Source organism: Streptomyces sp. NPDC005195, from assembly GCF_040608315.1.
Classification (GTDB): Bacteria; Actinomycetota; Actinomycetes; order Streptomycetales; family Streptomycetaceae; genus Streptomyces; species Streptomyces kaempferi.
The window spans coordinates 1-12,550 of sequence record NZ_JBEXHZ010000006.1 but is presented as its reverse complement, the minus strand read 5'-3'; the positions used below and the strand labels follow the sequence as shown (position 1 = coordinate 12,550).

The following is a 12,550-nucleotide window of genomic DNA, read 5'->3' as shown; positions in this document are numbered from 1 at the left end:
CGCGGACGAAACGCTAGCGTCCCTTCGTGAGCCTCCGGGCGTCCGGGGAACCGTTGCCGGACCCGCCCCGACGGCATCCGGTTCACGTCTACGGACCTCCCCCGAAGCGAGCAAGGCGGTCATGGGACTCCTGCACTCCCCCGATCGTGGGCAGCGCCACCCGACGCCCGGTGACCGCACGGCCCAGGAGGATCCCGCGGCGCACGAGGGACCGGTGAACGATCCGGCGCTGGGCGCGCCTCGGACGGGCACGCAGCCGGTCGGCGCGGACGCGGTCGGCGCCGGCACGGACCAGGCGCCGTCGGACGAGCGGCCCGAGCGCGCGCGTCGCCGTCGCCGCCCCGGACCGTTCACCCTGCTGGCCCTGCCCGGGCTGACCGTCGTGCTGGGCTTCGCGGGATTCATGGCCGCGACGGGCCGTCTGCCCTCGGCCTGGTCGGAGGACTCGGACGCGCACACGACGACCGCGGGCAGCACCGCGACGGACCGTGTCGACGCCTCGTACGTCCCGTGGCTGCGCGAGGCGGTCAGGACCTGCGCCCTGCTGAAACCGTCCGTCCTGGCCGCTCAGATCGACCGGAGTTCCGGCTGGAACACCGACCCGGCCGCGCTCTCGGGCACCGTGGGGATCGCCGGGTTCACCGAGAGCCAGTGGCGGACCTGGGGCAAGGACGCCGACGGCAACGGAAAGTCCTCGCCGCGCGACCCGGTGGACGCCATCATGGCGCTGGGCCGACAGGACTGCGCTCTCGCCGGGGACGTCACCCGGCTCAGGACCCGCGGCACCGTTTCGGGCGACCTTCTCGACCTCACCCTGGCCGCCTACACGGTGGGCACGGACTCGGTGACGCGGGCGGGACGCGTGCCGGCGACGGCCCGGACATATCTCACCGCGGTCAAGAACCTCTCGGCGCGGTACAGGACCTTCGACCGCGAGGAGAACGCGAACCCCGGCAGCGGCAAGGCGAGCGGGATACTGGCCCCACCGGTGACCACCCTGGTGATCAGCTCCCCCTTCGGATCGCGCAAACACCCCCTCACGGGCGTCACCAAGCTGCACACGGGCGTGGACTTCGCCGCTCCCCGGAACGCGCCGGTGTCCGCCGCACGGCAGGGGCAGGTCGTGTTCGCGGGAATGACAAAGGCGTACGGCAACCGCGTCGTGATCGATCACGGCACGATCGGCGGCAGGCGGCTGGAGACCACGTACAGTCACATGTCGTCTCTGCTGGTCAGCGCCGGTCAGAGCGTCGAGACCGGAACCGCGGTCGGGTTCGTCGGCTCCACGGGCCTGTCGACCGGCCCGCATCTGCACTTCGAGGTACTCGTCGACGGCGCCTACACGGACCCGATGCCATGGCTCGCCGTCACCCGCTGACGGCGCCGAAAGACGCGGCCGACGAGACGGCTCCAGGCGACCGGTGACGCCGTGACGCCGTGATGCCGTGATGCCGGGGACCGCCCGCCCCCTGTCCGACGGCTCGTCGCGGCGCCCGCACCCCGGAAAGGGGTCGAGCGCGGAAAAGGACGAAGAAGGGGATGTGCCCCGGCAAGAGCCGGGGCACATCCCCTTCTTCTGATCCCTCACGTCACCGGGCGGGCCCTCATGTCACCGGGCCGGCCCGCCGGCCTTCCTCGGTCTCAGTCCTCGTAGGCGTCCAGCGGCGGGCAGGAGCAGACCAGGTTCCGGTCGCCATAAGCCTGGTCGACCCGGCGCACCGGCGGCCAGTACTTGTCCGCGGCCGCGACACCCGCCGGGAAGACGGCCTCCTCACGCGTGTACGCGTGCTTCCACTCACCGCCGAGCGCGGCGGCGGTGTGCGGCGCGTTGCGCAGCGGGTTGTCGTCCACCGTCCAGTCGCCCGAACCGACCTTCTCGATCTCGGCGCGAATGGCGATCATCGCGTCGCAGAACCGGTCGAGCTCGATCAGGTCCTCGGACTCGGTCGGCTCGATCATCAGCGTGCCCGCCACCGGGAAGGACATGGTGGGCGCGTGGAAGCCGTAGTCGATGAGCCGCTTGGCGACGTCGTCGACGCTGACGCCGGTCGCCTTGGTCAGCGGACGCAGATCGATGATGCACTCGTGGGCGACAAGCCCGCCGGGGCCGGTGTACAGCACCGGGAAGTGCGGCTCGAGACGCTTGGCGATGTAGTTCGCCGACAGCACCGCGACCTGCGTGGCCCGCTTGAGGCCCTCGCCGCCCATCAGCCGGACGTAGGCCCACGAGATGGGCAGGATGCCCGCGGAGCCCCAGGGCGCGGCCGAGATCGGGCCGACACCGGTCTCGGGACCGGCGGCGGGCTGCAGCGGGTGGTTCGGCAGGTACGGCGCCAGGTGCGCGCGCACACCGACCGGGCCGACGCCCGGACCGCCGCCGCCGTGCGGGATGCAGAACGTCTTGTGCAGGTTGAGGTGCGAGACGTCACCGCCGAAGTGACCCGGCTTGGCGAGGCCCACCAGCGCGTTGAGGTTGGCTCCGTCGACGTACACCTGGCCGCCCGCGTCGTGCACCTGGGCGCAGATGTCGGCGACATGCTCCTCGAACACGCCGTGCGTCGAGGGGTACGTGATCATGAGCACGGACAGCTCGTCACGGTGCTGCTCGATCTTGGCCCGCAGGTCCGCGATGTCGACCTCGCCGTCCTCGGCCGTCTTCACGACGACGACCTTCATGCCGGCCATCACGGCGCTCGCGGCGTTCGTGCCGTGCGCCGAGGAGGGGATCAGACAGACGGTGCGCTGCTCGTCGCCGTTGGCCCGGTGGTAGCCGCGGACGGCGAGCAGACCGGCCAGCTCGCCCTGCGAACCGGCGTTGGGCTGCAGCGACACCTTGTCGTATCCGGTGACCTCGGCGAGCCGCGTCTCCAGCTCCTCGATGAGCGTGAGGTAGCCGCCCGCCTGCTCGGCGGGGACGAAGGGGTGCAGCTGGCCGAACTCGGGCCAGGTGACCGGCTCCATCTCGGTGGTCGCGTTGAGCTTCATCGTGCAGGAGCCCAGCGGGATCATGCCGCGGTCCAGCGCGTAGTCACGGTCGGAGAGCCGGCGCAGGTAGCGCAGCATCGCGGTCTCGGAGCGGTACTGGTGGAACACCGGGTGCGTGAGGTAGTCGTCGGTGCGCAGCAGCGCCGCGGGAAGCGTGTCCTCGGTGCTCGCGTCCAGCGCCTCGATGTCGCCCTCGATGCCGAACGCGGCCCATACGGCCCCCACTTGCCTGCGCGCGGTGGTCTCGTCACAGGCGATCGACACGTGGTCGGCGTCGACGAGGTGGAGGTTGACACCGTGGTCGCGCGCGCCCGTCACGATGCCGGCGGCCCGGCCCGGCACACGGACGGTCAGCGTGTCGAAGTACGCGCCGTGCACGACCTCGGCGCCACCGGTCCTCAGCCCCTCGGCGAGGAGCGTGGCGTAGCGGTGGGTGCGGCGAGCGATCGTCCTCAGTCCGTCGGGCCCGTGGTAGACGGCGTACATGCCCGCCATCACGGCGAGCAGCACCTGAGCGGTGCAGATGTTGCTGGTCGCCTTCTCACGGCGGATGTGCTGCTCACGCGTCTGCAGGGCGAGCCGGTACGCCTTGTGTCCGTCCGCGTCGACGGAGACGCCGACCAGCCGGCCGGGCAGGCTCCGCGCGAACTTCTCACGCACCGCCATGTATCCGGCGTGCGGACCGCCGAAGCCCATCGGGACGCCGAACCGCTGGGTCGTGCCGACCGCGATGTCGGCGCCGAGCTCGCCGGGAGAGGTGAGCAGGGTCAGGGCGAGCAGGTCGGCCGCGACGGTGACGACCGCGCCGAGCTCGTGCGCCTGCTCGATGACGGGCTTGAGGTCGCGTACGGCACCGGAGGCGCCCGGGTACTGGACGAGTACGCCGTTGATCTCGCGCTCGGCGATCGCGGCCGGGATGCCCTCGCTCAGGTCGGCGACGACGACCTCGACGCCGGTGGGCTCGGCGCGGGTCTCGATGACGGCGACCGTCTGCGGCAGGGCGTCCGCGTCGATCAGGAAGAGGCCCTTCTTGTTCTTGCCCATGCGCCGCGACAGCGCCATCGCCTCGGCGGCCGCGGTGCCCTCGTCCAGCAGCGAGGCGCCGGAGGTGGGCAGCCCGGTCAGCTCGGCGACCACGGTCTGGAAGTTGAGCAGCGCCTCCAGGCGGCCCTGCGAGATCTCCGGCTGGTAGGGCGTGTACGCGGTGTACCAGGCCGGGTTCTCCATGACGTTGCGCAGGATCACCGGCGGCGTGAAGGTGCCGTAGTAACCGAGGCCGATCATCGGGTCGAGGACCTGGTTGCGGTCCGCGAGGGAGCGCAGTTCGGCCAGGACCTCGGCCTCGGTGCGCGCGCCCGGGAGCTCCAGCGCCTCGGCGTTCTTGATCACGTCCGGCACGGCCGCGGCCGTCAGCTCGTCCAGCGAGCCGTACCCGACCTGCGCGAGCATCTTGGCCCGTGCTTCCGGGGCGGGCCCGATGTGGCGCTGCTCGAAGGGGATTCCCTGCTCGAGCTCGGAGAGCGGAATGCGATGGGCGGTCATTACGGAGGCCTCCTGGTCACACACGACCTTCGAGGGGCACCACGGCGTGGGTGCCCCGACGGCCTCCCCCTCTGTCATCTCGACCTGAGAGCTTCACCGGCCCGCCCGCTCGCTGCGACCCGGCTTTCACCGTCGGTGAGAGCGGTAGCCATCGGCACCGCCCTGCTTTCCAGAGTGACCTCGTCCGTGCGGTACGTGAGCCTGAGAGATTCCGGGGAGGAGTTGCTCCTTCGGCGCCTCCGATGGTGTCTGGAGGACTCTCCCGCGCGGGGTCAGCAGCCGCTTGCCAGGGTACCAGCGTGAACAACGCACGGGCTTTCGAGTGGCCACCGTCACGAATGTGCTCTTTCGTAGTGCCTACGGATGAGTTGCAATCGAGTGGAGGGCCCGTGCAGACCGACATCGATCCGCGCAATCTGATCGGCCGCAAGGCGCTCGACCGCAATGGCGCCAAGATCGGCACGGTCGACGAGGTCTATCTGGACGACGCGACCGGCATACCGGAGTGGGCCGCCATACGTACGGGCCTGTTCAGCAGGGACGCCTTCGTGCCCCTGGAGCCCAGCGAACTCGTCGAGGGCAGTCTGCGCATCCCGTTCGACCGCGCCCTGATCAAGGACGCCCCCGACTTCGGCGTGGGCCGCCACCTCTCTCCGGAGCAGGAGCTCCAGCTCTACCACCACTACGGTCTCGACGTGACGCCCCCGGCCCTCCCGCCGGACCGCGATTTCGGCCGTCTGGCGGGAACGGACGAGACCTGAGACACCCTTTCGGAGGCGCGGAGCACTGCTTCCGGGGTACGGCGAACCAGCCGACCGGCCGGCCGTACGGCCTCCGGTGCCCAGCCCTTCCCCGCGGCCGGCCCTTCCTGTCGGCCCTGCCCGGACCAGTTCAGGCCCTCCCGGGCGCACCGGCGGACACGCCGGTCGAATCCTCGGGTCTTCGGCGCACCAGCGGCAGCGGGTCCGCGGGCTCCAAGGCCCCGTCGTCCGTACGGAACGTCCGCACCCGCCCCGGCTCCGAGTCGGGCGTCTCGAACCGCACCGTCACCCTGCCCAGCCCGCTGCCCTGGACCCACCCGTGCCCGTGCTCGGCATGGTGCACGTCGTGCCCCGCGGGCCAGCGCCGCCCGGCCGCCGGCACCTGCTCGGCCGCCGACTCCGCCGACGCTCCCTCCTCATCGGAGTGCTCCTGCTCCGCCGTCTCCTCCACCGCGGCCTGGGCCTGCGCCGTGGCCTGGGCCTGCGCGAAGAGGTCCTCCTGCGTGTAGTCGGCGAGCCCCGAGACACCGACGCCCAGCAGGCGTACACCCCCCGTCGTGTCCACCGCTTCCAGGAGCCGCGCGGCCGCCTCCCGTACGACCGCGGGGTCGTCCGTGGGCCCCCGGAGCGTCTCGGACCGGGTCAGCGTCGAGAAGTCGTACCTGCGCACCTTCAGCACGATGGTCCGTCCCGACAGCCCCGCCCGGCGCAGCCGCTGCACACACCGGTCGGCGAGCCGCTGCACCTCGAGCCCGACCCGCACCCGGTCATGGATGTCCACGTCATAGGTGTCCTCCACCGACACGGACTTCGTCTCCCGCTCGGCCACCACGGGCCGCTCGTCGCGGGCCAGCGCCATCGCGTACAGCGCGTGCCCGTGAGCCTTGCCCAGCAGCCGTACGAGCTCGTCCTCGCCCGCCTCGGCGATCTCGTCGACCGTGTTGATCCCGCCCCGCCGCAGATGGTCCCCGGTGGCGGGCCCGACGCCCGGCAGCGTCCGCACCGGCATCGGCCCGAGCATCGCGCGCTCCGTCCCCGGCTCGATGACCACCAGGCCGTCGGGTTTGGCCTGCTCGGAGGCGATCTTGGCGAGCATCTTGGAGGCCGCGAGGCCCACGGATCCGGTCAGGCCCGTGACAGCCCTGATGTCCGCGCGCAGCTTCACCCCGGCCAGCCGCGCCGAGGCGTCGTCCCAGGCGGTCCCCCCGGCCTCCAGGTCGACGAACGCCTCGTCCAGGCTCAGCGGCTCCACCAGGGGGGACAGCGTCCGCAGCAGCCCCATCACCTGGTCGCTGATCTCCCGGTAGAGCCCGAAACGCGGCACGAGATACGCGGCGTTCGGCGCGAGCCTGCGCGCCTGGGCCATCGGCATCGCCGAGTGGACCCCGAAGACGCGGGCCTCGTACGAGGCGGTGGCGACCACGCCGCGCACCCCGAGGCCGCCCACGACGACGGCCTTCCCCCGCAGGCTCGGCTTGGACGCCTGCTCCGCCGAGGCGAAGAAGGCATCCATGTCGAGATGCAGGATCGTGGGCGCGTTTCTCACACCCCCGATGCTGCCCTACGCCACTGACATCGCCCCCGGATTCCGGCGCTGGGCCGAGCCGCGCCGTCCGCCGAGCCGGACCGCCACGCCGGTCCGCGGCACTCGTCGGTCCGGCACGGCTCTCCAGGCCGTGCGGACCGTCGGATCGCTCAGCCCGTCAGACCGCGCGGTTGCGCCGTCGTGCCAGCTCGTCCGCGGGGTTGTGCCCCACGAGCGTCTCGCCCGTGTCCACCCGCTCCCCGTGCAGCTGTGAGAGGGCGTTCTCGACGTCCCGCCACACCACGCCGACGGCGATCCCGAAAACGCCCTGGCCGCCCTGGAGCAGGGCGTGGACCTCGTCGGGCGAGGAACACTCGTAGACGGTCGCGCCGTCGCTCATCAGCGTCATCCGCTCCAGGTCCCGGAAGCCACGCTCCCTGAGGTGCTGGACCGTGGTGCGGATGTTCTGCAACGACACACCCGTGTCGAGGAACCGCTTCACGATCTTAAGAACCACCACGTCCCGGAAGCTGTACAACCGCTGCGTCCCGGACCCGTAGGCGGGCCGCACGCTCGGCTCCACCAGACCCGTCCTGGCCCAGTAGTCGAGCTGCCGGTAGGTGATGCCCGCGGCGGCACACGCCGTGGGCCCTCGGTAGCCGATCTCCTCGGCGTCCGTCCCGCCCTCGCCCGGCACCGCTGTCGGCCGCTGTGGAACCTGGTCGGCCGCGCTGTCGTGGTGGGGGTACCCCCTGCTCGAGCCGAGCCGAGAGCTTGGGGGAGGGTACGGGCCGCTCTCCCCCGGACCGCGTCCGGGGGCACCCCCAGCCGTACCGTCGCCGCTGCTTCTCACGCCGACCTCCGTCCTTGACCTGCCTTCTCGACGGTAGGCAGTCACCAGGGGCGCGTCAACGATCGCCACACTCGGCACGCCGAGTGATAATCACCCTAGGAGTGGTTTCCCGTGTCCCACCGCGGGGAAAGGCTAGCCGAATGCTCTCGGAGTGAGCCGCAGCGCGCCACAGTCGCCACGGGCAATTGCCGCCGGGAGTACTCCGATCCCGTGACGCGGCACAGCTGCGGGAACGAGTGTCCGGGCGCCCGCCGGGGGCGCCCGGCCCCCTCACTGGCTGTTGGTCCCGAAGTCCTCGGGAGAGATCTGGTCGAGGAACTCCCGGAACTTCTCCACCTCGTCCTCCTGCTCGTCCGGAATCGCGATTCCCGCGTCGTCGAGCACCCCGTCACTGCCGTAGATCGGCGTTCCGGTGCGCAGCGCCAGCGCTATGGCGTCGGACGGACGGGCGCTGACCTCGACCCCGCTGGCGAACACCAGCTCCGCGTAGAAGACCCCTTCGCGCAGATCGGTGATGCGCACCTCGGTGAGCTCCTGGCCGACGGCTTCCAGCACGTCCTTGAACAGGTCGTGGGTCAGCGGTCGTGCGGGGGCCATGCCCTGCTGGGCGAAGGCGATCGCCGTCGCCTCCCCCGGTCCGATCCAGATGGGGAGGTAGCGATCGCCTCCCACTTCACGCAGGAGCACGATCGGTTGGTTGGAGGGCATTTCGACCCGGACACCTACGACATCGAGCTCGTTCACACAGCAACCCTAGGCCGTGCCCGGGACGTTTGGGTAGTCGAGCACAGAACGGGTGGCCGATCCGGACAGCTGCCAGGGCCCGAGGTCAGGGCAGTCTTACGCCCAGCGCGGTCTGCACCAACGCGGCGTGCAGCCTCACCGTGAGCCCCGCCAGCTCCTTCGTACGCGCTTCCGCGTGCGCCCTGGTCTGCGGATTGCGATGGCGCCTCAGCGGGGCCACCACCTGGTCCACCAGCCCCGCGTCCCGTTCGGCCGCGGCCTTCATCGCCCGCAGATGGCGCGGCTCGATACCGAACCGCCCCAGCTCGACGACGAGCGCGGCGACCGTCACCGCCTCGGCGTCGTACGTCCCCTCCGCCAGTGGGGCGATGAGCCCGTACGACTCCCACTCCCGCAGTTCGTGCTCGCCGATCTCGGCGGCGGCCAGCAGCTCCGAACGGCCCACCCGGACCGCCGCGGGCGCGTCGGGCTCCAGCGGCTCCGCGTCACCTCCGTCGCGCTGACGCCCCAGGGACGGCAGCCGTACGGCCTCGCCCCGCTCCAGGGCGTCGAGATGCTCGCGGATGACCTTCAGTGGAAGATAGTGATCCCGCTGCATCCTCAGGACGTGCCCGAGTCGCTCGACGTCGTCGGCGCTGAACTTGCGATACCCCGAGGGCGTCCGCCGAGGCTCGATGAGCCCCTCCGACTCCAGGAAGCGGATCTTGGAGATGGTGACCTCGGGGAACTCGTCACGCAGGGCGGTCAGCACCGCGCCGATACTCATCAGCCCACTGTCCGTTGCGGCGGTACCGCTGCCGGCACCGCCGCTCGGTGTTCGAAGCATGGACCTTCCTGGGGGTCCCCCCGGACGGAGTCTGGGGAAGGGTCAGATACCTCGCTGGCTCGCGTAGAAGACCAGCCTGTACTTACCGATCTGCACCTCGTCGCCGTTCGACAGCGGAACCGAGTCGATCCGCTCCCGGTTGACGTATGTACCGTTCAGGCTGCCCACGTCGGCGACCGTGAACGAACCGTCAGCGGCGCGACGGAACTCCACATGCCGGCGCGACACGGTCACGTCGTCGAGGAAGATGTCGCTCTGCGGATGGCGCCCGGCCGTGGTCAGCTCACTGTCCAGGAGGAAGCGGCTGCCCGAGTTCGGACCGCGGCGGACCACCAGGAGCGCCGAGCCGAGCGGCAGTGCGTCGACGGCGGCCTGCGCCTCCGGCGAGAGCGTGGGCATCTGCGTCTGACCGGTGACCTCGGCGTCGTAGGCCTCGAGGCCCGAGATGGAGATCGTCGACGTCGTCTCGGACGGGCGCTCCGGGACCGCCCCGGGCCGCAGCGGCGCACCGCAGTTCGAACAGAAGCGGCTGTTTTCCGCGTTGCGGTTACCGCACCTCGTACACACCAGGGCCGACATCGGATCCTCCTGCCGCGGCTGCCCCCCAGGGACATGAGACGCGTACGGGGCGGCGGCGAACCCTCCACCCGTACTTGAGGCTGACGGTTCCCCGAAACCTATGCGGCCGGACTGGGCAGGGTCAACAGACGGCGCGCCCTGACCACCGGAAATGTCGCCGCCCGGACCAGTGACCTGGTCCCGGAACAGGGGGCGCTCGCCACCCTGGCCCTCCACGTCTCCATGGCGTGGTGCACGGTGCCGGGCGTTGTCGCCGCCCTCGCGTGCGCTCTTGCCGAACAACTTCGCAAACAACTTCACGGGCGATTCCCCTTGACCGAAACAGACCCGCCCGTGGGGCAGGACGAACCCTGATTGCACACACCGGTCGACCCGGACATCCTCACAACGTCCGTATCCACCAGACAGTTTCCACCACGCACCACCCATTCGGTGCGCCGACCCCCCGCAACCTCATGCCCTCGCCGCACCACCCCCATGCGCCCCCGGCTCACTGGGAGGAGGACCGAGCGTAGTCAGGCAGCTTCGCGGCCCGCAAGGCGTCCACAACGATCTTCGTCGCCCGCTCCACCGTGACGGTGGCCTGCTCCTTCTCCAGAGTCTGCACCACGCCTCCGGGGATGTTGAGCGCCGGCTCGAGGTCCTGCGGCTTGCCGATGACCTTGAAACGATAGGGCTGGGTGATCTTGTTCCCGTCCACGCTCACACCCTTGCCGGAGTCGCTCAGATAGGTGCTGGCGACGACCCGCACACCGTTCACCTGAATCGCCTCCGCGCCGGCCGCGCGCAGCTCCTGGATCGCGTCAAGCAGCATGTCCGCCTTGACCGTCCCCTTCGTATCGTCGATTGTGAGCGTGATGCCGGGTCCCTGCGCCGCCACCGTGCCCGCCAGAATGCCGAGTTGCTTCTCCTTCTCGGCCGTCTGCTTGCGCGCCTCGGCAGCCTGGTTCGAGCTGTTCTCCAGCTCGGTGCGCTGATCCTCGAGACCCTGCTTCTCGTCTTCAAGACGCTGAGTACGGTTGTCGAGTTCATCGAGGATACGTACGAGATCTTCTTGACGTGCGCCACGCAGTGCGCTTCCGCTGTCGCTGTTGGACGCCACCTGGACGGCCAGACCGAAGCCGAGGCCGAACAGCAGCACCGCCACGATGAGTTGCGCACGGGATACCCTCGGCGGCCACAGCCCCTTTCCCAGCCGCTGACGGCCGGTCAGCGCCGGGACGGCGTTCGTGTCGTCCGGCGGGGGCGCTCCGTGCTGCCGGGGCGCGGAACTCTCGGCGGCCGCGGCCGGAACCTCTTCGGGAAGTTCCCGGCGCAGCCGGTTGTCTGGGGTCTCACCCTCGTTGCTCATCGGCCTCACGCCCGGAACACGTGCCGACGGATCGCCGCGGCGTTGGAGAAGATACGGATACCGAGGACGACCACGACCCCGGTGGAGAGCTGGGCACCGACGCCCAACTTGTCGCCCAGGAAGACGATCAGCGCGGCGACGACCACGTTCGACAGGAACGAGACCACGAAGACCTTGTCGTCGAAGATGCCGTCGAGCATCGCGCGCAGGCCTCCGAAGACGGCGTCGAGCGCCGCCACGACGGCGATCGGAAGGTAGGGTTCCACGATCACCGGAACCTCGGGCCGGACCAACAATCCAGCCACGACTCCCACGACGAGGCCCAGTACGGCGATCACGATGTGCCCTTCTCTGTGCTCGGCTGTGCTGTACGTACGATCACACTCGGTGCGGCGGACAACCGGACGTCGTCGTCGACGGAGATGCTGGTCCGGATGCCGTAGTTCTCCTGAAGGGCGTGAAGATACAGCCCGTCGGCACTGTTCTGGAACCTGGTGCTGAGCCGCTCGCCGTCCCCCACCGCGAGCACGGTGTACGGCGGTACCAGCGGCTTGTTGTCGACCAGTATCGCGTCTCCCGCGGCCCGGATCGCCGAGAGCGCCGTCAGCCGCTGTCCGTTGACCGACACGGCCTCCGCGCCGGACTCCCAGAGCCCGTTGACGACCCGCTGCATGTCACGGTCACGGACCCGGCCGGTGTCCGAGAAGCCATTGGTCTCCCGTGGATCACCGTCACCGCCCTGGGTGGCTTCCTTGGCGTCGTTCACGACCAGCTTCACGCCAGGGCCGTGCACCGCGACGGCACCCGACAGGATGCCGACCAGGTCGGCCTGGTCGCCGCCCCCCTGCTTCTTCAGTGCCTCGCGCTGCCGGGCGCTCACGTCGTCGCGCAGGGTGTCGACACTGCCCTCGAGCTTGTCCGCGGACGAGGTCTCGCGCTGGATCCGGTCGATGAGCTCCTGGCGTTCCTTGGCCACGACCGGCGCCGCGATCCGCGCGTTGGCCGCTCCCACGGTCACGACCAGGGCGGCGAGCACGAGACCGGCGGCGAGACCGAGCTTCGCCCGAACCGTCTTCGGCATGCCGCCGGCGCCCTCGGTCTCCTTGCGGGCGGCCGCCTCGGCGTATCCGTCGTCGAGGCTGTGGTCCATGACGTTGGTGAGCAGCGACATGGAGGCGTCCGGGCGCGAGGGGCGCGGAGGTGTGCTCCGAACGGGGGGCTGCTGCGGCATGCCGCACATCGTCGCACGTCGTGGGTGCTACCTCCGAATGGCCCCACCCGCGTACCGGACAAGTCCCCTTGGGGACACCTGTCCGGCACGCGCGTGTGCAGGTCCCGCGGCAGGCGGCGTTCGCGCGCGGGGGCGAACGCCGCCTGCCGCGGC

Annotated in this window: 11 protein-coding genes and 1 riboswitch; of the genes, 2 read left to right on the top strand and 9 right to left on the bottom strand. The window is 70.5% G+C overall.

Features of this window, described 5'->3' with window-relative positions; all coding sequences use genetic code 11:
• The first annotated feature begins 121 nt into the window (after window positions 1–121).
• A complete protein-coding gene (locus ABZV34_RS09325; RefSeq protein WP_356272871.1) occupies window positions 122–1,378 on the top strand; it encodes a M23 family metallopeptidase in 1,257 nt (418 codons plus the stop codon).
• 263 nt (window positions 1,379–1,641) lie between these two features.
• Here ABZV34_RS09325 and gcvP read toward each other — a convergent pair whose 3' ends face one another.
• Window positions 1,642–4,527 (bottom strand): aminomethyl-transferring glycine dehydrogenase, encoded by a 2,886-nt coding sequence (gene gcvP, locus ABZV34_RS09320; protein ID WP_356272869.1) that lies wholly within the window; start codon window positions 4,525–4,527, stop codon window positions 1,642–1,644.
• A 179-nt stretch (window positions 4,528–4,706) separates the two neighbouring features.
• Window positions 4,707–4,802, bottom strand: a riboswitch (glycine riboswitch).
• Window positions 4,803–4,916: 114 nt separating this feature from the next.
• Here gcvP and ABZV34_RS09315 point away from each other — a divergent pair.
• Window positions 4,917–5,288, top strand: a complete 372-nt coding sequence (locus ABZV34_RS09315; RefSeq protein ID WP_356272867.1) for a PRC-barrel domain-containing protein — start codon at window positions 4,917–4,919, stop codon at window positions 5,286–5,288.
• Between the two features lie 130 nt (window positions 5,289–5,418).
• Here ABZV34_RS09315 and ABZV34_RS09310 read toward each other — a convergent pair whose 3' ends face one another.
• The 8 genes from ABZV34_RS09310 to ABZV34_RS09275 all read right to left on the bottom strand — a co-directional run bounded on the left by ABZV34_RS09310 (window position 5,419) and on the right by ABZV34_RS09275 (window position 12,397).
• Window positions 5,419–6,834 (bottom strand): DNA polymerase IV, encoded by a 1,416-nt coding sequence (locus ABZV34_RS09310; RefSeq protein ID WP_356272865.1) that lies wholly within the window; start codon window positions 6,832–6,834, stop codon window positions 5,419–5,421.
• Between the two features lie 157 nt (window positions 6,835–6,991).
• Window positions 6,992–7,666: a MerR family transcriptional regulator gene (locus tag ABZV34_RS09305; RefSeq protein ID WP_356272863.1), complete on the bottom strand. Its 675-nt coding sequence runs from the start codon at window positions 7,664–7,666 to the stop codon at window positions 6,992–6,994.
• A gap of 270 nt (window positions 7,667–7,936) precedes the next feature.
• The gene (locus ABZV34_RS09300; RefSeq protein WP_006123076.1) at window positions 7,937–8,410 is read right to left on the bottom strand and encodes a bifunctional nuclease family protein; all 474 of its coding nucleotides are present in this window, start codon (window positions 8,408–8,410) and stop codon (window positions 7,937–7,939) included.
• 85 nt (window positions 8,411–8,495) lie between these two features.
• On the bottom strand, window positions 8,496–9,236 hold the full coding sequence (locus ABZV34_RS09295) for a MerR family transcriptional regulator (protein WP_356272861.1): 741 nt from the start codon (window positions 9,234–9,236) through the stop codon (window positions 8,496–8,498).
• Between the two features lie 42 nt (window positions 9,237–9,278).
• On the bottom strand, window positions 9,279–10,244 hold the full coding sequence (locus ABZV34_RS09290; RefSeq protein WP_356272859.1) for an FHA domain-containing protein: 966 nt from the start codon (window positions 10,242–10,244) through the stop codon (window positions 9,279–9,281).
• A 61-nt stretch (window positions 10,245–10,305) separates the two neighbouring features.
• Complete coding sequence (locus ABZV34_RS09285; protein ID WP_356272857.1) at window positions 10,306–11,166, bottom strand: DUF881 domain-containing protein; 861 nt, start codon at window positions 11,164–11,166, stop codon at window positions 10,306–10,308.
• A 5-nt stretch (window positions 11,167–11,171) separates the two neighbouring features.
• Window positions 11,172–11,504, bottom strand: a complete 333-nt coding sequence (locus ABZV34_RS09280; RefSeq protein WP_148007916.1) for a small basic family protein — start codon at window positions 11,502–11,504, stop codon at window positions 11,172–11,174.
• Window positions 11,501–12,397 carry a DUF881 domain-containing protein gene (locus ABZV34_RS09275; RefSeq protein ID WP_356272855.1) on the bottom strand — a complete coding sequence of 299 codons (897 nt, stop codon included), beginning with the start codon at window positions 12,395–12,397 and terminating at the stop codon, window positions 11,501–11,503. Before ABZV34_RS09275 ends, ABZV34_RS09280 begins: the two co-directional genes overlap by 4 nt.
• Between the last annotated feature and the right edge of the window lie 153 nt (window positions 12,398–12,550).

Bases quoted from the DNA above. Each gene is read 5' to 3' on its own strand.
- ABZV34_RS09325 (WP_356272871.1), top strand. From the start codon at position 122: ATGGGACTCCTGCACTCCCCCGATCGTGGGCAGCGCCACCCGACGCCC.
- gcvP (WP_356272869.1), bottom strand. From the start codon at position 4,527: ATGACCGCCCATCGCATTCCGCTCTCCGAGCTCGAGCAGGGAATCCCC.
- ABZV34_RS09295 (WP_356272861.1), bottom strand. From the start codon at position 9,236: ATGCTTCGAACACCGAGCGGCGGTGCCGGCAGCGGTACCGCCGCAACG.
- ABZV34_RS09290 (WP_356272859.1), bottom strand. From the start codon at position 10,244: ATGGGTGGTGCGTGGTGGAAACTGTCTGGTGGATACGGACGTTGTGAG.
- ABZV34_RS09285 (WP_356272857.1), bottom strand. From the start codon at position 11,166: ATGAGCAACGAGGGTGAGACCCCAGACAACCGGCTGCGCCGGGAACTT.
- ABZV34_RS09275 (WP_356272855.1), bottom strand. From the start codon at position 12,397: ATGCCGCAGCAGCCCCCCGTTCGGAGCACACCTCCGCGCCCCTCGCGC.